The sequence below is a fragment of the Flammeovirga sp. MY04 genome, assembly GCF_001682195.2.
Classification (GTDB): domain Bacteria; phylum Bacteroidota; class Bacteroidia; order Cytophagales; family Flammeovirgaceae; genus Flammeovirga; species Flammeovirga yaeyamensis.
Genome location: NZ_CP003561.2, coordinates 606,966 through 629,103 on the forward strand (window position 1 = coordinate 606,966; position 22,138 = coordinate 629,103).

At 34.9% G+C, this 22,138-nt stretch carries 17 protein-coding genes; 14 read left to right on the top strand and 3 right to left on the bottom strand.

Annotation, left to right across the window (positions count from 1 at the left end; translation table 11 throughout):
- The first annotated feature begins 99 nt into the window (after positions 1-99).
- Positions 100-1,095: a serine hydrolase domain-containing protein gene (locus MY04_RS22370; protein ID WP_236941123.1), complete on the top strand. Its 996-nt coding sequence runs from the start codon at positions 100-102 to the stop codon at positions 1,093-1,095.
- A gap of 40 nt (positions 1,096-1,135) precedes the next feature.
- Complete coding sequence (locus MY04_RS22375; protein ID WP_066214542.1) at positions 1,136-2,659, top strand: ArnT family glycosyltransferase; 1,524 nt, start codon at positions 1,136-1,138, stop codon at positions 2,657-2,659.
- Between the two features lie 99 nt (positions 2,660-2,758).
- Here the strand turns inward: MY04_RS22375 and aldA are convergent, their stop codons facing one another.
- The gene (aldA, locus tag MY04_RS22380; RefSeq protein WP_066214544.1) at positions 2,759-4,225 is read right to left on the bottom strand and encodes an aldehyde dehydrogenase; all 1,467 of its coding nucleotides are present in this window, start codon (positions 4,223-4,225) and stop codon (positions 2,759-2,761) included.
- 196 nt (positions 4,226-4,421) lie between these two features.
- On the opposite strand from aldA, the gene MY04_RS22385 reads away from it, so the two are divergent.
- The 8 genes from MY04_RS22385 to fucK all read left to right on the top strand — a co-directional run bounded on the left by MY04_RS22385 (position 4,422) and on the right by fucK (position 14,428).
- Positions 4,422-5,303, top strand: coding sequence for a class II aldolase/adducin family protein (locus MY04_RS22385; RefSeq protein ID WP_084006072.1), 882 nt, complete (start codon positions 4,422-4,424; stop codon positions 5,301-5,303).
- A gap of 175 nt (positions 5,304-5,478) precedes the next feature.
- Complete coding sequence (locus MY04_RS22390) at positions 5,479-6,249, top strand: (Fe-S)-binding protein (RefSeq protein WP_066214546.1); 771 nt, start codon at positions 5,479-5,481, stop codon at positions 6,247-6,249.
- Positions 6,233-7,615: a lactate utilization protein B gene (locus tag MY04_RS22395; protein ID WP_066214548.1), complete on the top strand. Its 1,383-nt coding sequence runs from the start codon at positions 6,233-6,235 to the stop codon at positions 7,613-7,615. Before MY04_RS22390 ends, MY04_RS22395 begins: the two co-directional genes overlap by 17 nt.
- Positions 7,605-8,168 (top strand): LutC/YkgG family protein, encoded by a 564-nt coding sequence (locus MY04_RS22400; protein WP_066214549.1) that lies wholly within the window; start codon positions 7,605-7,607, stop codon positions 8,166-8,168. Before MY04_RS22395 ends, MY04_RS22400 begins: the two co-directional genes overlap by 11 nt.
- A 268-nt stretch (positions 8,169-8,436) precedes the next feature.
- On the top strand, positions 8,437-9,624 hold the full coding sequence (locus tag MY04_RS22405; RefSeq protein WP_066214550.1) for a DUF6786 family protein: 1,188 nt from the start codon (positions 8,437-8,439) through the stop codon (positions 9,622-9,624).
- A 119-nt stretch (positions 9,625-9,743) separates the two neighbouring features.
- The gene (fucP, locus tag MY04_RS22410; protein WP_084006194.1) at positions 9,744-11,081 is read left to right on the top strand and encodes an L-fucose:H+ symporter permease; all 1,338 of its coding nucleotides are present in this window, start codon (positions 9,744-9,746) and stop codon (positions 11,079-11,081) included.
- A 38-nt stretch (positions 11,082-11,119) separates the two neighbouring features.
- Positions 11,120-12,898 carry an L-fucose isomerase gene (locus MY04_RS22415; RefSeq protein ID WP_066214552.1) on the top strand — a complete coding sequence of 593 codons (1,779 nt, stop codon included), beginning with the start codon at positions 11,120-11,122 and terminating at the stop codon, positions 12,896-12,898.
- A gap of 132 nt (positions 12,899-13,030) precedes the next feature.
- On the top strand, positions 13,031-14,428 hold the full coding sequence (gene fucK / locus MY04_RS22420) for an L-fuculokinase (RefSeq protein WP_066214554.1): 1,398 nt from the start codon (positions 13,031-13,033) through the stop codon (positions 14,426-14,428).
- A 93-nt stretch (positions 14,429-14,521) separates the two neighbouring features.
- Here fucK and MY04_RS22425 read toward each other — a convergent pair whose 3' ends face one another.
- Positions 14,522-15,562 carry a hypothetical protein gene (locus MY04_RS22425; RefSeq protein WP_066214556.1) on the bottom strand — a complete coding sequence of 347 codons (1,041 nt, stop codon included), beginning with the start codon at positions 15,560-15,562 and terminating at the stop codon, positions 14,522-14,524.
- A gap of 333 nt (positions 15,563-15,895) precedes the next feature.
- On the opposite strand from MY04_RS22425, the gene MY04_RS22430 reads away from it, so the two are divergent.
- Positions 15,896-16,930, top strand: a complete 1,035-nt coding sequence (locus tag MY04_RS22430) for a GntR family transcriptional regulator (protein WP_066214558.1) — start codon at positions 15,896-15,898, stop codon at positions 16,928-16,930.
- A 92-nt stretch (positions 16,931-17,022) separates the two neighbouring features.
- On the opposite strand, the gene MY04_RS22435 is transcribed toward MY04_RS22430, so the two are convergent.
- Positions 17,023-17,415 (bottom strand): hypothetical protein, encoded by a 393-nt coding sequence (locus MY04_RS22435; RefSeq protein WP_158297857.1) that lies wholly within the window; start codon positions 17,413-17,415, stop codon positions 17,023-17,025.
- Positions 17,416-17,960: 545 nt separating this feature from the next.
- Here MY04_RS22435 and MY04_RS22440 point away from each other — a divergent pair.
- From MY04_RS22440 to MY04_RS22450, 3 genes are all read left to right on the top strand, one after another.
- Positions 17,961-18,410, top strand: a complete 450-nt coding sequence (locus MY04_RS22440) for a MarR family transcriptional regulator (RefSeq protein ID WP_066214562.1) — start codon at positions 17,961-17,963, stop codon at positions 18,408-18,410.
- A gap of 281 nt (positions 18,411-18,691) precedes the next feature.
- The gene (locus tag MY04_RS22445; protein ID WP_066214564.1) at positions 18,692-21,019 is read left to right on the top strand and encodes a TolC family protein; all 2,328 of its coding nucleotides are present in this window, start codon (positions 18,692-18,694) and stop codon (positions 21,017-21,019) included.
- Positions 21,020-21,041: 22 nt separating this feature from the next.
- A complete protein-coding gene (locus MY04_RS22450; RefSeq protein ID WP_084006074.1) occupies positions 21,042-22,121 on the top strand; it encodes an efflux RND transporter periplasmic adaptor subunit in 1,080 nt (359 codons plus the stop codon).
- Positions 22,122-22,138: the final 17 nt, after the last annotated feature.

A 22,138-nucleotide genomic window follows, 5' to 3' on the forward strand; every position in this document is an offset into this window, starting at 1 on the left:
CCTTAAAATGGAAATGAAGTTTATGATCATAAATGAATTTATTTTTCTTTTAAAATTGTTTAATCATGATAGCAAATAACCTTTTAAACTAATATAGATTTGTGGAAACTTAGAATGAAAATGAGAACCACAGGAACATTAGAATTAAGGAATCTGATTCAAACTAAATACAGTAATATTACTGGTATAGAGGTTGTTAAAGAAAACAAGATTGTCTTTGAAGATTATTTTAACGGTTACACAAACCAAGATCGTGTGCATGTAGCATCTGTAACGAAAAGTATAGTATCGCTACTCCTTGGAATTACTATCGATAAGGGGTTTATAAAAAGTATCGATCAGAAAATCTTAGAGTTTTTTCCAGATTATACGATCAAAAGGAGGGAGACGACTATACAAGAGATCACGATCCGAGATCTTATAACAATGACTGCCCCTTACAAGTTTAAATATGAACCCTACACAAAAGTATATTCCAGTGACGATTGGACGAAAAGTGTATTAGGTTTTTTGGGTGGTAAAGGTAAAATGGGTCAGTTTAAATATACCACCATTGGATTACAGGTCTTATCAGGAATTCTTGTTAACTCAATCGGTAAGTCTATCGTTGAATTTGCAAACGAAAATTTATTCCAACCACTCAATATTAAATCAACTCACCATGCACCTATAAAAAATAAAGAAGAGTACTTTGCTTTTATGAAAAATAAAGGAGTGAGCGGTTGGGTAGTAGATCCAAAAGGGGTGAATACCGCAGGATGGGGACTAGCTTTAACTTTAAATGATGTATCAAAAATTGGTCAATTATACTTGAATCTAGGTAAATGGAAAGGAACAGAGATCGTCTCTTCTCAATGGATTGCAGAAAGTACCAAAGTACATAGTTTGTTTAACGAACTGCCTTATGGTTATTTATGGTGGATAATAAAAGACGAAACTATAAATGCCTATTCAGCTATCGGAGATGGAGGGAATATTATTTTTATATCTCCCGAAAAGGATTTAGTAATATCTATCACTTCTACATTTTTCCCAAGAGCAAAAGACAGAATAGAATTAATAAAGGAATTTATCATACCAATGCTTAATTTATAATAGACTATCTTTAATGAATAATCTTTCAAAAAACTAACAAATGAAAACTAAGGAATCTCTATTATTACTCTTATTCATTCTATTAAAATTTTTCTTACAATCTATTTTAATAGATTCAGGTTACGATTTACAGAGAGATGAATTTCTTCATTTAGATCAAGCGAATCATTTGGCTTTAGGATTTACATCAATTCCGCCATTTACATCATGGATCTCTTTTCTTATTAAATTATTAGGGAATACAGTTTTTTGGGTGAAGTTTTTCCCTGCTTTATTTGGCACCTTAACTTTGGTGGTAGTTTGGTTTACAATTGATGAGCTGAAGGGAAATCTATATGCAAAAATACTTGGTGCATCCTGTATTTTATTTTCTGCCTTACTAAGGTTAAATACCCTTTTTCAACCCAATTCATTTGATGTACTAAGTTGGACTGTCGTTTTTTACTTCATCATAAAGTACATAAATACTGATAAACCAAAGTGGATGTATTGGACAGCTGTATTTTTTGCTCTCGGCTTTCTTAATAAATACAACATTGCCTTTTTGGTACTCGGACTTATCCCAGGCATTTTGATGACAAAAACTAGAAAGCTATTACTAAGAAAAGAAGTATATGGAGCGATATTATTAGCTATCGTGCTAATATCACCCAACCTTTTTTGGCAATACAGTAATGACTTTCCTGTCTTTAAACATATGGAAGAGTTGGCTAATACACAATTAGTGAATGTACAAAGATTATCATTTCTCAAAAATCAACTCTTCTTTTTTACAGGTTCTATTTTTGTCATTCTCGCAGCACTTACAGGTTTATCGACATCAAAGGATTTGGGCAAATTTAGATTTTTATTTTGGTCATTTCTCTTCACATTGATCATATACACCTATTTAAAAGCGAAAGATTATTATGCCATCGGTTTATATCCAATTTATATCGCTATTGGGTCGGTTTATTTAATCAATAAATTAGAAAACAATATTGGTAAAGTAATTAAGCCAATATTAATCGCTTTACCTTTATTGGTCATGATACTCAGTTATGATATCGCATTTCCCAATAAAACACCTGAATATATTATCCAAAATCAAGAAGAATATAAAGCACTTGGTTTGTTGAGATGGGAGGATGGGAAAGATCATCAGATTCCACAAGATTATGCTGATATGTTGGGATGGTGTGAATTAGCAGAGAAAGTAGATGTAGCGTATAATTTGATCAAAGAACCTGATAAAACTTTAGTATTATGTGATAATTATGGTCAGGCAGGAGCGATAAATTATTACTCTAAAAATGGAATCAAGGCCGTTTCATTTGATGCTGACTATGTCAATTGGTATGATCTAGATACAAAGTACACCAACTTAATTCGAGTAAAGTACAGTAGAGAAAGAGATAATGAACTGAAAGAAACAAGTCCTTATTTCGAGTATTCAGCATTACATGATTCGGTAACGAATATTTATGCAAGAGAATATGGCACATCAATATTTATTTTTGAAGATGCTAAGATTGATATCAATAGGAGAATCGAAGAGGAACTGGAAAAAATTAAAAATAAATAGTTTTATAGCATTATAGGATATTCTCGATAGAAACTAAAAAAGGCCAAGTGAAAAACTTGGCCTTTTAAAAATATATTCGTTTATACTGTATTGTGAGTTTTAGTTCTGCTGGATGTACATCACTTTAGTTTGTAAGTACTCCTCAAGACCATGTTTTCCGTCAGCTCCACCAATACCCGATTTTCTAAATCCGGCATGGAAACCTTGGATGGCTTCGAAGTTTTCACGGTTCACATAAGTTTCACCGAAACGAAGCTCTTTTGTTGCTCTTAATACTTTATTGATATCATTAGTATAGATTGAAGACGTTAGACCATACTCGCTATCGTTAGCAAAGTCCAAAGCTTCATCGAATGATGCTACTTTCATTACTGGAAGTACAGGACCGAATGTTTCGTTCTGCATTACTTCATGATGTTGCTCTACATTGGCAATGACTGTTGGCTCATAATAGTAACCTTTGTTGAAACGGTTAGATACTCTACCACCTAAAAGTACTTCACCACCTTGCTCTACTGCACGCTTTACCATTTGATCTACTTTCATTAGTTGAGTAGAGTTAATTTGTGCACTCATGTCAGCTTTCTCATCTGTACGAGCATCGCCCACACGAACAGCCTTCATGGCAGGGAGAAGTTTAGTCATGAACTCATCATACACTTCTTCTTCTACATATACTCTTTCAGCACAGTTACACACCTGACCACTGAAGATTACTCTTGAGGCAACAATGGCTTTCACTGCTAAATCTAAATCAGCGTCCTTACAAACAATTGCAGGAGCCTTACCACCTAATTCTAAAGATACTTTTGTAATGTTTTTAGCCGCAGCTTCCATTACTTTCTGACCTGCTACTACAGAACCTGTTAAGCTGATAATTCCTACATCAGGATTTTCTGTTAAAGCTTGTCCGATTTCATGACCGTAACCAGTCACGATACTTAAAATACCTGCAGGCAAACCAATGTTTTCGATTAATCTTGCGAATTCCATACAAACCATTGGTGTTTCCTCACTGATCTTTACGATACAAGCATTACCTGTCAATAAAGAAGGAGCAATCTTACGCGCCATGACAAAGAATGGGAAGTTCCAAGGCGTAATACCTACAGCAATACCGATAGGTAATTTGTGTAACATCATTTGCTCGTTTGGACGATCACTTTGGATAATTTCTCCTTCGTAAGAACGAGCCAAACCAGCATAATAATCAAAATAAACAGCCGTTACATCAATTTCTACTTGCGCCAAGCCCATTACTTTTGCTTGTTCAGTAGATAATGTTTCCGCTAGAAATACTCTGTTTTCACGAATGACTTGTGCCATCTTCTTTAGGTATTCTGCTCTTTCTACAGATGGACGTAATCCCCATTCAGTTTGTGCTGCTTTAGCGGCTGCAACTGCTCTGTCTGCATCATCTTTAGTTCCTCTTGGTGCTAAAGCGATAACTTCTTCCGTACAAGGATTTAGTACTTCGATATGATCCGCTGAACTCGAAAAAGAGCCTGCGATGAACTGTTGGTAAGTCTTTACTTGATTACCAGTAATAGTTGATAGATCTGACATAGTGTTTGTGTATTTATAATTTTTTGAAGTTCCAATCGGATTATGTGTGCAATCTACGATTAATGTTTTTTTTTAATTTCCTGCGGTTTCCTGCTAGGTATGCAGGAAACTCAAGGACACTTTCTTTTGGGGTGGGTAGTATGTTTGTAATGTGACAAAACAACAATGGATCAAAAAATAAAATCACAAATAAATTATGAACGCGGTATCACCAATTAAAGCGAAAAAAATTGATAAAAAGAGTACTTCAGATTCAAATTGGAAAATCACTCCTGAGTTACCAAAATTAGAGTTCGAATGGGAGAAAGGATCTGATCCTGTTACTCGAACTGAAGTAGAATTATTCTACAAATCGAAAGCGATTAAAAAGCTTAGAAAAGATATTTGTATTGCTGGTAGAAGACTATGGGAAAGAGGTTATGTAGACGGAAACGGTGGTAATATCACTGTTCGTGTAGGCGATAATCTTGTTTTATGTACACCTACGTTAATCTCTAAAGGTTTGATGAAGCCAAAAGATATTTGTTTAATTGACTTAGACGGAAATCAAAAGGCAGGGCATAGACCAAGAACTTCAGAAGCTTTAACTCACTTGGCAATCATGAGAAGAATGCCAGCTGCTAAAGCATGTGTACACGCCCATCCTCCTCATGGTACAGCCTTCGCTATCGCTTCTATTGTACCTCCAACAGGGGTTATTCCTGAAGCAGATATCTTCTTAGGTCAAATGGGATTAGCAAAATATGAAACTCCAGGTTCACCAGAAAACGCAGAGGTAATCGGAGAAACAGCAATCGACCACCAAGCAGTTTTGATGGAAAACCATGGTGTAATTGTTTGGGGTAGCCACTTGGAAGATGCTTACTGGAAAATGGAAAATGTAGAAGCTATTTGTCAAACAGTGATGGTAGCCACAACAGTTTCTCCAGAAATCTCTTGTGTAGGTATTGAGAAAGCAAAAGATATGATTGCCATTCGTCAGAAATTAGGAATGTACGATAAGCGTGCAAACTGGTCGGACGATGAGCTTCTTCAAAACGACTATTACAAAAAAGCAAAAGTCGTCAACAGAAGATAATTATTGAGTCAAATGTGTGATCGCTAATTTTTTTATGAATTAAGATTTCCAACTAATTCATTTTTTCAAAAAGTATTGCTTGTTCAATGTTACAGGCAATACTTTTTACTACAACACATGATCAAATAGCAAAATACTTTTATCGAATTCCCTAACTAAATGAAATGAAAATCTTATGAAAATAGGACTATTTATACCCTGCTATGTAAATCAATTCTACCCGGAAGTGGGTAAAGCAACTTTACAACTTTTACAAAAATACGGCGATGTAGGTTATCCATCAGGACAAACATGCTGTGGTCAGCCTATGGCCAATGCCGGCTGTGAAAATGATGGTGTGGATGCATTAAAAGTTTTCTATCAACAGTTTAAAGACTTTGATTATATCGTTGCCCCTTCTGCAAGTTGTATTTTACATATCCGAGAACACGGTGGGAAGCTATATAAAGAAATGAAGCCTATTCTTCATAAGGTGTTAGATCTTACGGAATTCTTATTTGATGTGGTCAAGGAAGATCAATTACAAGCATCATTTCCACATAAAGTAGCGATACATAAATCGTGTCATGGCTTAAGAGGGATGCGTTTAGGGCAATGTTCCGAAAGAGTTACTTGTGATGTATCCAAGCAAGATGAGTTGGCAAAACAAGTAGAAGGCATTACCTTAATTCAACCTAATAGAGCCGATGAATGTTGTGGATTTGGTGGGACATTTAGTGTTTCCCAGCCAGATGTATCAGTTAGAATGGGCAACGACAGAATAAATGATTATATCCAATCGGGAGCAGAATATATCACTTCCGGAGATATGTCTTGTTTGATGCACTTAGACGGCATCATCCAAAGAAAGAAATTAAATATAAAAGTAATTCATTTAGCTGAAATTTTAGCTGCTCAAATATCAGAAACACCAAAACAGACGGAAGAACATGTCAACGCAGTATAAAACACATCAAGAGGGAGCAAAGCAATTCAATAAAAATCCTGATCGTGTAACTTGGCATGATAAGGCACTTTGGTTTGTTCGTGAAAAAAGAGATAAATCGGCTCACTCTATTCCAGAATGGGAAGAGTTAAGAGAGATCGCTTCTCAAATTAAAGCACATTCATTATCCAATTTAAATGGGTATTTGATGCAATTCGAGGAGAAAGCGAATGCCAATGGAGTGCATGTGCATTGGGCCAAAGATGCTCAGGAGCACAACGAGATTGTTCATTCCATATTGGCTAAACATGAAGTGAAAAATGTGGTAAAAAGTAAATCCATGCTGACAGAAGAATGTGGATTGAATCCTTACCTTAACGATAAAGGCATAGAAGTAGTAGATACCGATTTGGGAGAACGCATTGTGCAATTGGCCAATGAACACCCAAGTCATATTGTACTTCCTGCCATCCATAAGAAAAAAGAAGAAGTAGGAGAGCTTTTTCATAAGCACCTTAACACAGAAAAAGGGGCTTCGGATCCTACTTACCTAACCGGAGCAGCACGTGAACATTTAAGAGAGAAATTTTTAAATGCCGATGCGGCTATTACGGGAATCAATTTTGCCATTGCAGAAACTGGAGGGTTTGTGGTTTGTACCAATGAAGGAAATGTAGACATGGGTGCCAATTTAGCTCCAGTACATATTGCCTGTATGGGTATCGAAAAACTGATTCCAAAAGTAGAGCATTTAGGTGTATTCCTTAGACTCTTGGCAAGGTCTGCTACAGGGCAAGCCATTACCACCTACAGTTCTCATTTCCACAAGCCAGCTGATGGCAAAGAGTTGCATATCGTCTTGGTGGATAATGGAAGAACAGAACAATTAGGAAGAGAAGATTTTAGAAAATCCTTAAACTGCATTCGTTGTGGGGCATGTATGAATACTTGTCCGATTTACCGAAGAAGTGGAGGACACAGTTATACTTATACTATCCCGGGTCCTATCGGAGCCATCCTTTCCCCAGGAAAAGACTTAAAGAAACATAGTTCATTGCCGTTTGCATCTACTTTATGTGGCTCTTGTAGTGATGTTTGTCCTGTAAAGATTGATATCCATATGCAATTGTATAAATGGAGACAGTTGGTGATGAAAGAAACCAACTACGATAAGTCCAAACAAATTGGGATGAAGTTCGCAGGAAAAGCCATGGGAAGTCCTACACTTTTTAATTTGATTGGGAAAATGGGAAATATTTTTCTGAAAGGTCCAAGAGCATTAATCTATAACGGATTAAACGCTTGGGGTATTGATAGAGAACTCCCAGTTCCCACCGAAACATTTGATGATTGGTACAAACAAAACGGTAAGAAAAATGAGCAGTAGAGAACAAATATTAGAAGCAATAGAAAACATCAACTTAGACTCTAAACCTATGCCGGTCATTCCAATTTACGACGGCCTAGGAAAAGACAAACATGCTTTTTTTATAGAGATGTTACACTCTTTAGGTGTACAGGTAATTGTGAGTGATGATCTCTCTCAATTGCATCAAATTGCAGATGAGTTTAGAGTAGGCGGACCAGTATATTCAGCAATCGATGCTATTCCATCTGACTTAACAGAGGGAGTAAAAAAATCATCACTCGAATGTGCCATTATACAAGGAGATTTGGGAGTGGCAGAGAATGGAGCAATTTGGGTAGAAGGCGATCAATTGCAGCATCGTTCACTTACCGCAATCGCTACAAATTTAGTGATTGTCATGCCATTCAAAAAAGTAGTTTGGAACATGCACGAAGCTTATACTTACGTGCGACCTCAAGAAAATGGATACGGAGTTTTTATCTCAGGTCCTTCAAAAACAGCAGACATCGAACAGTCTTTGGTAAAAGGAGCTCATGGAGCAAAGTCATTGACTGTTTTTATACAGAAATAAGCCTAATACGATACTATTTGAAAGAAAATAGTAAAGAAAATGCAACAAAAGTGATTTAAATGAGACCTTTTTTCTCTTTTTATTCATAAAAGGTGGAAAAGAGGTCAAACCTTTCAAAGTGATGAAATGAGTAACTATTTGAAAGATTTGGAACCTAAATTATCCATTGAAGTAAGTACTTTTGACTTACAATCTGAGAAGAATTATGAAGTAAATGTCATGGTAAAATGATTTTTACAGGCCTTCTCAGAACACTAACCTAAATGAAATGAAATATTATTTTTTTACACTTATCATGGCATTTTCAGTAATAACAGGATGTGATGAAAAACATCAAATAAAAGAAGGAACTTTTGAGTACGATATCGATTTTTTGAAGCAACATCAAGAAACCATTGTACTGACGAATAATGATGGAAAAAGTAGAGTAGCTGTAGTACCTGCTTATCAAGGAAGAATTATGACAAGTAGTGCTTCTGGAGAAAAAGGAAACAGCTATGGATGGTTAAATTATGAGGCCATCGCATCAGATAAATTAGAAGAAAAAATTAATGTTTACGGAGGAGAAGACCGTTTCTGGATGGGACCAGAAGGAGGACAATATTCTATCTTTTTTAAGAATGGAGATGAATTCACTTTTGATAAATGGCAAACGCCAAGACAAATAGATACAGAGGTGTTTGAGGTCGTAAGCCAATCCACATCTAGTGCATCTTTTCAGAAAGAAATGAAATTGGAAAACTACCAAGGTTTCCCATTTCATATTCAAGTGAACAGAGCAGTAAATGTATTTGATCAGAAAACAGTTGAGCAAAACTTAGGTATCGATTTACATCAGCTGCAATTAGATTATGTAGGTGTTGAATCGGTGAACGAAATTAAGAATATTGGTCATCAACCTTGGTCGAAAGATACAGGACTTTTATCCATTTGGATCTTAGGAATGTTGAAGCCTTCAGATCAATCGAAAATGATAGTGACTTATAAAGGAGCTCCGGAATATAAAAGTTATTTCGGTGATATTCCATCAGACAATATTGCAGTAAAGAACGACATGATCTTGCTAAAAGCCGATGGGAAACACAGAACGAAGATTGGTTTGGCTCCTGAAAATACAAACCCATTGATTGGAAGTTACGATACAGAGAAGAAAATCTTAACCGTTTGCCAATTCTCTTTTGGTGAAGACAAGGAGTATGTCAATTCTCTTTGGGAACATCAAGAAACACCTTACCAAGGAGATGTGGTGAATGTTTACAACGATGGACCATTGGAAGATGGTGGTCAGTTAGGTCCTTTTTATGAGTTGGAATCATCATCACCTGCTAAGGAATTGGGAAAAAACGAATCGGTGAAGCATTCTCATATTACCTATCATTTTGAAGGTGATGAAGCAGATTTGAATTCCTTATGTCAGCAACTATTCAAAGTACAACTAAGTGATATCAGCATTTAAGATATGGGGGTGAAATGAATTTTTTAATAGGGATTTTTTGGGACGATCGACAAACACAAAGCACGAAGTATTGAAAAAATATCTGCCCCCTTTTTTTAATGACAACAATAAAAAGAAATATGAACAATCCAGCAATAGAAAATATAAATTCAGTCGCGACTGAAATAGAAGATAAAAAGAAAGATATAGTGGTGGAGAAAAGGTATTTACTGCCATTTATCTTGATATCCAGCCTTTTTGCATTGTGGGGTTTTGCCAATGATATTACCAACCCTATGGTTTCGGCCTTTGAAACGGTAATGGAAATTTCAACTTTTAAAGCAGCCTTTGTACAAATGGCTTTTTACAGTGGGTATTTTACAATGGCTTTACCAGCTGCTATCTTAATCAAAAAGTATTCTTACAAAAAAGTGATTATGATAGGATTAGGCTTGTATGCTGTCGGTTGTTTATTATTTATTCCAGCAGCCCAATATCAAGTTTTTGCTTTCTTCTTAGTATCTCTTTATATCATCACTTTTGGATTGGCATTTTTAGAAACGACAGCAAACCCTTTAATTATGTCTTTGGGTTCTAAAGAAACAGCCACAAGGAGATTAAATTTTGCACAATCATTCAATCCAATTGGATCTATTACAGGGATGTTTGTAGCACAACAATTTATCTTGTCGAGCCTTCATTCGGCCGAGAAAGCTGCCGATGGATCATTAATTTATGAAACCTTATCTGCTGTTGATAAAGAGGGCATTAGATTGCATGATTTAATGGTGATCCGAGACCCATATGCGATGCTGGGAATAGTGGTCATTTTAATGTTTATTATCATTGCTGTGACTAAAATACCCCAGAATACTAAAATTGGTCAAAAAGTGGATTTTGGTGCAATTTTTTCTAGATTAAGCCAAAACAAAGAGTATAGAGAAGGTGTAATTGCACAGGTATTTTATGTAGGTGCACAAATAATGTGTTGGACATTTATTATCCAATACGCTGAAAATATTGGTTATTCTAAAGCAGATGCTCAGGCCTTAAATATTGTGGCGATGATAACATTCTTATGTTGTCGTTGGGTCGCAACATTTATGATGAAATATATCAAGCCATCCTTATTATTAACCATTTTTGCTTGCGGTGGTATTTCTACCATTTCAATTACAATTTTGGTCGGTGGCGATATAGGTTTGTATGCATTAGTTGCAACCTCTGCATTCATGTCGCTTATGTTCCCTACCATCTACGGTATAGCCTTAGATAAAGTGGGAGAGGATAGTGAGTTTGGTGCAGCAGGTTTGGTCATGGCGATTGTAGGAGGGGCGTTAATGCCTCCACTACAAGGTAAAATGATTGATCAGGACTTCATTTTTGGTCTACCGGGAGTGAACTTCTCCTTTATTTTACCACTCATCTGCTTTATAGTGATCGCTATCTTCGGTTATAGAAGATTCGCAACGAAATAAATGAATTAAATTAATAAACAAATTAACCATACACTGAGATGATATTGAATAAATCAAACTTGCCTAAAATTGGTATTAGACCAACTATCGACGGAAGACTAGGAGGCGTAAGAGAAAGCCTTGAAGAGCAAACGATGGAAATGGCAAGAACGGTAAAAACGTTCTTGGAAGAAAACTTAAAATACCCAACAGGGGAGGCAGTAGAATGTGTAATTGCTGACTCTACTATTGGTCGTGTAAAAGAAGCGGCAGATTGTGCTGAGAAATTTGTAAAAGAAAATGTTGGATTGTCAATTACGGTAACTCCTTGTTGGTGTTATGGTAGCGAGACGATCGACATGACACCTCATATTCCAAAAGCCATTTGGGGTTTTAACGGAACGGAAAGACCAGGTGCTGTATATTTAGCAGCAGCTTTGGCTGGGCATTCTCAAAAAGGAGTTCCGGCATTTAGTATCTATTCTCATGAGGTACAAGAAGCAGGAGATAAGTCCATTCCTCAAGATGTCCAAGAGAAATTATTGAAATTCTCTAAGTCAGGTTTAGCAGTGGCAACAATGAAAGGTAAGTCGTACTTATCTATTGGTTCGGTGTCAATGGGTATAGCTGGATCTATCGTAGAAGAGAACTTCTTCCAAGAGTTCTTAGGTATGAGAAACGAATATGTAGATATGTCTGAAGTATCTAGACGTATCGAAGAAAATATCTTTGATCAAGCAGAGTATGAAAAAGCGCTAGCATGGACAAAAGAAAATTGTGTTGAAGGTGTAGATTTAAACACTGAAGATGTTCAAAGAACTCCTCAGGAAAAAGAAAAGATCTGGGAGCAAGTCGTAAAAATGACCTTGATCTGCAAAGATTTAATGTGTGGTAATCCTGAATTAGCAAAAGCTGGTTTCGGTGAGGAAGCACTTGGTCATAACGCCATTGCTGCCGGTTTCCAGGGTCAAAGACAATGGACGGACTTTAAGCCAAATGGAGACTTCATGGAAGCGATTTTGAACTCATCATTCGACTGGAACGGAATCCGTAACCCATACATGATGGCCACAGAAAATGATGCTTTAAATGCAGTATCGATGTTGTTTGGTTATCTGTTGACAAATCAAGCGCAAGTATTCTGTGATGTAAGAACATTCTGGTCTGCTGATTCTGTGGAAAGAGTAACAGGTGAGCGTTTAGAAGGTTTGGCTGAAAACGGTATCATTCACCTTATCAATTCTGGATCGGCTACTTTAGACGGTACTGGTCAACAATCGGATGCAGACGGAAATCCTGTAATGAAACCATTCTGGGACATTACCGAAGAAGAAAAAGAAAAGTGTCTGAAAAATACACAATGGCCGGCAGCCATTCACGAATACTTTAGAGGTGGTGGATACTCATCTCAGTTCTTGACAAAAGGTGGTATGCCTGTAACAATGGCTAGAATCAACATCATCAAAGGTATTGGTCCAGTACTTCAATTAGCTGAAGGATGGAGTGTTGATTTACCAAGTCACGTGCATAAAGCATTAGATCAAAGAACAAACGAAACATGGCCAACTACTTGGTTCGTTCCAAGATTAACTGGCGAAGGAGCATTTAAAGATGTGTATTCTGTTATGGCGAACTGGGGAGCAAATCATGGTGCATTCTCATTTGGTCACTACGGAGAGGAATTAATCACTTTAGCTTCAATGCTAAGAATTCCTGTGTGTATGCATAACGTGGATACAGATAAGATTTTCAGACCTAGTTCATGGGCAGGACATGGTATGGATGCAGAAGGAGCAGACTACCGTGCGTGTTCAAACTACGGTCCATTATATAAATAATTGACTATCGGTTACCTAGTTTTGGCCACACTTTAGTGTGGTCAAAATCAACTATTACCAACCCACGGTTTCAACCGTGGGCATCATCTATGTGAGACTGAGGTTTCTGAATCTTACTAAAAAGAAAGCAAAATGGAAAAAGACTTGGCATTAGTTCTTGACTGTGGTGCAACCAACATCAGAACAATTGTATTAAACAAACAGGGTGAAGTAGTCGCAAAGTTTGCCATCAATAGTACTTCAAGACCTGATCCTTTAAATGAGGAATATACTATTTGGGATATCGACGAAATGATGGACAAATTGAGTTTTTGTTCAAAGAAAGTCGTAGAAAGTATTGATCCAAATAGAATAGCAAGTATTGGAATCAGTACGTTTGGGGTGGATGGAGCTTTTGTTGATGAAACAGGCGAGTTACTTAGTCCTGTCATCTCTTGGAAATGCCAAAGAACAATTCCAATTCTTGAAAATATCAATAAGTACTTTTCTTCAGAAGAGTTATTGCTAAAAACAGGAGTAGGTGCATTCAGCTTCAATACCATCAATAAATTGATATGGTATAGAGAAAATCAAAAAGAAACGATCGATCAGGCGAAGCATTGGTTATTTATTTCTTCTTTAATCGGTTATAAATTGACCAATGAGTTCTATACTGATCATACAATGGCAGGTACTTCTCAGCTTTGCAATCTTCAAACCCAAGATTTTGATGCTGAGATTTTAGAGAAGTTGGAATTAGATAGATCTCTTTTCCCTATAATGAAATATGCAGGAGAGGAAGTGGGAAAACTAAACGGAAAAGCCGCTGCAATGTTAGGTTTACCAATAAATATTCCTGTAAAAAGTATAGGTCATGATACTCAATTTGCTTTATTTGGAGCAGGAGTAGACCTTAAAAATGCGGTATTAAGTTCTGGTACTTGGGAGATATTAATGGTACAAGCATCAGAAGTTAATTTAAACGCAGCCTTAGCACAACATGGTATCACCGTAGAATTTGATCCTGCAAAGGGGAAATATAATATCGGTTTACAATGGATGGCTTCAGCAAATATTGAATGGGTAAAAAATACTTTCTTTAAAGATATTCCATTAGATGAGGTCTATGAAGTCATGATCAAGGAAGCATTAAAATCGGAAGTGGAAGAAGATTTTTATGTACCGAAACTTCAACCAAATCAGAAGATTAACTTAATTAATCTTGATCTATTAAACAATAGAGGTGATATTTTCAATTCTTGTATGAGAAGTCTATCTCAGCAACTCAAAAAAGCAATTGATATTCTGGAAGAGGTAAGTAATTTCAAGATAGATCAAATTACCGTTGTGGGTGGTGGAGCAAGAAATGCACATTGGAATCAGCTTAAAGCCAATGCAACAGATCTAAAAGTGAAAACAATCCAAGAAAAGGAAACAACGGTTTTAGGTGCATCCTTCTTCTTGTTTGATGAATCATCAGAAGAAATTAGAAGTAAGTATGCGTATAATTTCACTGAATTTATTCCTTCTAATGCATTAGAAGTCGTTTAAATAAAATGGAGCTGCGAACTCCAAAAAAATAGGTCGTTACAATGTAACGACCTATTTTTTTCTCAATACTTGAGTAGTAGGAAAACTTTCATTCTATTGATAAATAACTACCTTCTTCGATTTATCACCCATTGGGACATTTTCCCAAACAAAATGATCCTTTACAAGAGGGTACCCAGCTCTAATAATATCACTATTACCATTACTTTGTACAATATCAACCGTGTAGAAACCTAATTTTTTAGCAAATAGAATATTATATTCTTCAATTTGACTAAGAGGTAAGAAAGTTCTTTCTTTTATTTCTAATTTTTTCCAATCCAAATACTTTGGTAAGTAGTACTCGTAGAAATTGGTGCATTCTCTGACAACGTCAGGATTTAAATTCTTGATTTTCTGAGTATAAGAAAGAATTACCGCCATGATATCGCCATAATCTTCTGCCTCATTTCCTAATTCCATAGAATGAAGCATATTCAACACCAATGTGTTTTTATACGTTCTTTCTTTAGGTAGCCAGCTCACATTGAATATCAAGAACATAGCTTTAGCAAAAATTTGTTTCTTGTAGTTGGCTAATTTATCATTAAGAGCTTGATCATCATACGACTTAATGTTATTGTTGTTAGCAATTACCAAGAATTTACCTACTGTTTTTGCAAGGAAGTTTTTAATACCAAACTGTTTTTGAGCAATTTTCCCTTCAACAAAAACTTTGACATTTAGATCTTTGTCTTCATCATACACTTCAATATCATAGTGCATCAATAAAGAGTCAATAAGAATAAGAAGATTGGTAAAATCTCTGATCTCCAAAGGTTGATCCATTTCATCTGTGATACCCTTCTTTTTGAAATAAGGATTCAAAATGACATCGTATTGTTTGTTGATACGATCCGAAAGCTTTTGTAATGATACATATACTTGATCATCAATACCTTCGGCCTCCTCCATATTCACCTTTTCATCAACTTTGTTGATGAAGCTTAAGACCTGATCATTAATTGTCTCTGTAGTTTCAATCAATAACTCCTTTTGAAGAGCAGCCCAATTTGTAATAATGCTACCTAAAAGGGTCTTAATACCTTCTACAGATTCATTATCTTCTTTTAAGTATTTTGCTATTTTTTCCAATGAAATATCTTTTTACTAAAAATGATGCTACAAAGTTATACCTATACTTTTAAGGTTAAAAAAATATGAAGGGTTCGTTTACATAATTTATTCAAATGGGTGATAATTATAGGATATTCTTATTAAAAGTATAGTTTTTAAAGAGTGAAATGGACAAAAATATCTTTATTCAAGAATTACATATCGAAAATCTTAAAAGGAGAAATTAAAACATTTGTATTTCATGTCTGAAGAGTGAGGATTATGTGTCATTTATACCTATTATTATCAGTTTTATCGTTAATTTTGATATCAAATTAAATAACACAACAGATCTACTCTAACGAAAATAAAATGATCGAACAATTATCGACGATTTTTAAAGAAGAAGGTAAACACAATGCTCCCAAATACATTCAACTCAGTAATACTTTTAAGGCACTAATTCGATTAGGAGTTTTAAAGGCTGAAGATCGTATGCCTTCTTTTAATGAATTGATCGTTGATCTTGATGTTTCCAAAGACACAATTGAAAAAGCTTATAAGATTCTAAAAGAAGAGCATTATATCGTAAGTGTCAGAGGCAAAGGTACTTTTGTGATGAACAGCCCAGAATTAGGGAAAATAAAAGTGCTTTTGATTTTTAATAAGATGAGTGTTTCAAAAAAGAAGTTGTACGAATCTTTCACAAAAACATCTGAAGATCATATTGAAACCAACCTTCTTTTACACGATGGGAATCTATCCCATCTAGAAAAGATCATCCAAGAACAGAAGAACAATTACCACTACTTCGTGATCATTCCGATTTTCAAAAAAGTATCCGATCAGGAAGTACAAAAAGTATTAAAATTAATTCCATCCAATCAGTTACTTTTATTGGGTAGGGCAGAAAGTAATTTAAGTGAAGAAATTCCGAGTGTTTACGAAGATTTTTCTGAAGACATATTCAATACACTTCAACAAAATATAAAACCTATTGTACAATTCGATCAATTGCATTTAGTAATTGCAAAAGATAGTTCACGATCGTTACAAGATATTTGGTCGGGTTTTGTGAGATTCTGTTTGCACTTTAATTTGAGTTATAAAGTGAGCTCAAATTTTAATGAGGGAGATATTGAAAATAACACTTTATATATCGTAACTATAGACGAAGATCTCGCCAATATCATCAAAGATTGTCGAACAAATAATTGGCAATTAGGAAAAGATATTGGGTTGATTTCTTATAACGATTCTCCATTAAAAGAAATTTTGGAAGGAGGAATTACCATCATCACCTCTTCGTTTAAAGATATGGGGAAAATTGCTGCTTCTCAGATCATCAACAAAAAATTGGAGAGTGTAAAAGTGCCATTTGTGATGAAAAGGAGAGCTTCTTTATAAAATATACCATCAAATTATTAGGAGTGGCTATGCATAATATAAAACGGCACCTTAATCAAATTATTAAGGTGCCGTTTTCATTATTTTATTTTTTACTGATAGGTCAATTTCCCATCAATCTTTAGGTGGTGATTATCTACATGGTATTCATACTTAGTAGAAACGAATACCTCATGATCTTCAGATTCTAACATCACAGATGATCTAGAATCTGGTAAAAACAATTCTACCTTAGAATGATCTTGACTTAAAATCACATACGCATTTGATGTTGATTTAGAGTCTAGAGGTTTTAAAGTGGTTCCCACTTCCCAAGCTCTTACACATTCTTGGTAGGTTTCACTCCACGTAAATCCAGCTGAACCAATACAGCCATGAGCATCTTTGTCATTCCCGGTCATTTGTTCTTTAGAGGCGTTTGAACTGCCCGTTCCACATGATGAAAGAGCGAATATAGTGAAGAGAAAAATAGTTAAGTTTTTCATGTATTAGTTTTTTGAGTTGAATATCAATGACTTAAAAATACTATTATTATTACTTAGATAAAAACTTAATTGGAAAAAGTCAGTTAATCGCCCCTAAATATTGACCATTATATGAGAGTGAATAACCCAATTTCAACTCTTTTTGTTAACGCATACGAATGAAGTTTCCTTTTTACGAAACTAAATTTCATATTTGTATCATAAGTTTCCAAAATAGGAAACAATATGATTTTAATTATTAATAATTTAGTGCTACATAATTTTAATGATATGAAAATCAAAAAATAAAATAATTTGTTAATGAAGTTTACTTAAGTTTCTTTGTATGGAAACTAATTTTCATCTTTGTATTGTTAAGTTACTTCAAGAAAAAATTATTAATCTCAATCGCTATCAAAAATGAAAAAAATATCAATTTTAAATATTAGTCTGAGTAAAATACTCAAAAATAGAAGGTAGAAGAGTTTAAAAATTGATTTAATCATGTTATTTTTGTTTCTTAAACTGGAAACTTCAAAAGATTAAATCAAAACAGTAATTATAAAATGGATAAGAAAGAAGCATTAGAACAGTTTGTGAAAGCATTTAAATTCGATGGATTACCACCATTAGCAATCAGAATTATTGGGGTATTCTATATATCAAACGATAAGTACCTTACTTTCGAAGATATTATCGAATTGGCTGATTCCTCAAAAGGAGCTGTAAGTAAAATGCTTAAGATCTTGATTGCTGTTAGAAGAGTGAACTTTATCCAAGACCCGAATTCTTCAAGAAAGCGCTTGTTTTATTTAGATGCTCATGGAGTGGAAGAATACATTAAGTTAGTCGTAAGTGGATTGATGGATCAGAATACTCAGATCAGAAGGTTAATGGAGTTTAGAACTTCAGAAAGTAATAAAGAAATTGATGATCTCATTGAAAAAACTATACAGTTTAACTCAGGTGTAATTACTTCTTTATTACAATTAAACGATAAGTATTACAAAAAATAAAATAGAATATTTCAGTGATCTATCAATTGCTATCTAAATCTGGTTTCCTTTTGCGGAAACATAATAAATATAAATTATGTACGAAAAAATAAAGTTCTGGGTGAAACTCTATTTGCCCATGGTTGTTATAGCCATCTTTGCTATTATCATCACTTACTAATTGAGTGATCCATTATTAATTAAATCTATCTAATTTCAATCACTTTTTTGTCATTTTAGACATAAAGCGGAATCCTATTGCCTAATTGTTTCCAAAAAAGGAAACTAAATCAATCTCAATCATGAAAAATATCTTACTAATTGGTTTCATTCTCTTTTATAGCTCTATCCTTTTAGGACAAGAGAGGTTCAAAGTTGGTATTTTAGCTGAAGTAAAATCGTTAAAATCAGATTCTTTGGGTGTAAAACTAAGGTCTGAAATCTTATCTTTATTAGATCATAAATATGATGTAGAATTCGCTAATGTGCTTTTCAATACATATAATACAGATTTAGCGAAGTCACAGTACGATAGTCTAGTAGATCAAAAATGTGATGTAATCGTTGCATTTGGACCAACAAATGCATTAATGTTCTACGAAGAATACATCGATTTTACAGTTCCAACAATTTTAGCAGGTTTCGTGAATCAGGACTTTGTGGAGATTCCAAACCAAGCGAAAACTTCTGGTGTAGATAACTTTACTTATTTCGTTACTCCCTTTTCAATTACTAACGATGTCGAATCATTCTCCTCGTTATATGATTATCAAAAATTAGGTGTTGTGGTAGATGATTATCTTTTAGAAGCCTTTCCAGTCAAGGAAAAGTTAGATGAAATCTTAACTGATAAAGAGTATTTGTTAATCACCATACATAAAGACACAAAAACATTAGAAATTCCTGCTGATGTAGATGCTGTTTATTTCAACAGTACATCTCAATTATCGGAAGAAGATTTCGAAAATGTCATCAAAGAGACGAACCGTTTGAAGTTGCCTTCTTTATCTGGTTACGGTATTAGTGATCTTGAATTAGGAGTGATGGCTACCAATCAACCAAACATCAATTTCGATCAGATCTTCAGAAGAATTGCTTTAACTATAGAGGCAATAACATTGGGTCAAAATTTAGCTGATCTCCCAGTAGAAATCAATTATGAAAATGGGTTGACTGTCAATCTAGAAGTCGCTGAATATGTGGGTATCACTTTTAAGAATAGCGAGTTAGTGAAATACAATTTCATGCAGTCGAATTTTGAAAACGACGACCACAGTTACTCTTTAAAAAGTTTGATGAGCATGATGTTACATCAGAACTTAAGATTGGAATCGGAAAGAAAATCAATCGAAATCAAAGATCAAGAGGTGAGGTTATCTAAATCAAATTATCTTCCTGAAGTGGGAGTGAATGCTGCAGGAAACTATGTGAATGAGGAAATGGCAGAGTTGTCTTTCGGACAAAATCCAGAGTATAACGCTATTGGTAATGTGCAATTAAAACAAACAATTTATTCAGCAGATGCATCGGCCAACATCAAAATATCGAAGTTGACTTTAGAAGCACAAAAAGAAGATTTTAATGCATTGGAATTGGATCAAGTACTGGAAGTTGGTATGGCTTATTACAATACGTTGATCTACGAAGCCAACAAAAGCATTCAACTTAAAAACCTTCAGTTAACGAAGGAAAACTTAAAATTGTCGGAAGAAAATTTAGCATTGGGTGTAGGAGGAAAATCAGATGTATTGAGATTCCAAAGTCAGTTAGCCCAAAACACTCAAGGAATGATTGAAGCAAAAAATACAGTAGCCCAATCTCATTTGATGTTGAATAAATTACTGAACTTACCCATGGAGGAGCGTTTAATTTTGGAAGATAGCTTACTCTTAGGAGCTCAAAAGAACAATAAAGAATACGAGGATTTGATGTTGCTTTTAGATCAACCCAAAGATCGTTTTCTACTTACAGAATTCTTTATCGAAGAAGCCATTGTAAACTCACCTGAACTTTCTAGTTTACAGTACAATAAAGAATCGGTTGAACGTAATTATAAACTCAATAAAAATGGTCGTTTTATCCCAACAGTAGCTTTACAAGGACAATACAATCAGTTCTTGTTAAGAGAAGGAGCAGGGGTAAATATGCCGGCAGGCTTCCCAAGTGTTCCGCTAAATAATTACAATGTTGGTTTGAATGTTTCGATTCCGATTTTTCAACAGAATACGAGAAATATCAAACAACAGAAGTCGAAAATTCAGATGGATCAGTTAGCGGTTCAGAAGAATGACTATGAGCAAAATATCGAGAAGTTGGTACATGAATACATCATTGCTTTGATCAATGAAATGACCAACATCGAAATCTCTAAAGCCAATAAAGTAGTGGCAGAAGAGAACTTGAAAATCTCTCAAAGTGAATACGCTAACGGTATTATTCCAGTCATCCAACTGATTGATGCACAGAATAATTTGTTAGAAAATGAGCTAGCTTTTACTACTGCTCAGTACAATTACTTTATCGTATCACTTCAAATTCAACGTGCGATTGGTTACTACTTCTTATTGAACTCAGAAGAAAACAACCAAGCCTTTTTCGCTCGTGCAGAACAATTCATCTCAAATAATTAATCATCCTAGATCTTAAGAAATTATGAAAAATATTACCATGATATCTCTATTCCTTACTGCGTTTATTTTTAATACTGGGTGTCAGGAAGAAAAACAAGAAACTGTAGAAACCATTCGATCGGTAAGATACACTGAAGTAAAAAATACCACATTAAGCAACAATACAATTTATAGTGGAAAAGCGACTGCTGACCAGGAAATGGAGTTAAGCTTTAGAAATAACGGTATTATCACGAAGAAATTAGTGAAGGTCGGACAAAAAGTTAAGAAAGGTAAGTTGTTGATGCAATTGGACAACATCCAAGCCCAGCTTTCTTACGAGCAATCTTTAGCGGCATTAAATGCAGCAAAATCAGAAATGTTCACGGCTAAATCGGAATACGAAAGAGGTCGCAAATTGTATGAACAAGGCAACTACACTTTAAGTAAGTACGAAACAGTGAAGAATGCTTACGAGAATGCTACCAATCAGTTAACATCGGCAGAAAGAAAGTTAGCCATCGATAAAGAGCAAATCTTAAACGGTTATATCTATGCTCCAAAAGATGCGGTGGTAGCAGAAGTAGAAGCCAATTTAAACGAAACAGTAAGTTCTGGTCAGAAAGTGATGGTACTAAATGCTGGTAATGAAATGAATGTTGTGGTTGGGGTATCAGAAAGCAGCATAAATGAAATTACTAACGGTTTAACAGCCTACTTAAATTTCAGATCAATTGATGAAAAATTGAAAGGTGAAGTAATCGAAGTATCACCTATTGTCAACAAAGAAAACGCTACTTTCCCTGTGAAAATTAGGATTCAAAATCCAACTAATTCTATTCACCCAGGAATGGCAGCAGAAGTAAAATTCAACTTAGGTGATTTGGCTTCAGATTATAATATCGTGCTTCCTTTGAGTGCGGTAGGTGAAGACGAAAAAGGAAATTTTGTCTACTTCATTAAAGATCGTAAAAACGACTTGGGTCTTGTTGGAAAAGAATATGTTCAAGTGGGTGAGTTAACCGACGAAGGTATTCTAATCACAGACGGAATCGAGCAAGGTCAGCTGATTATCACAGCCGGATTGCAGACGCTTATTCAAGGTCAAACTGTAAAACTTTAATCTCTCTAATTCTTATT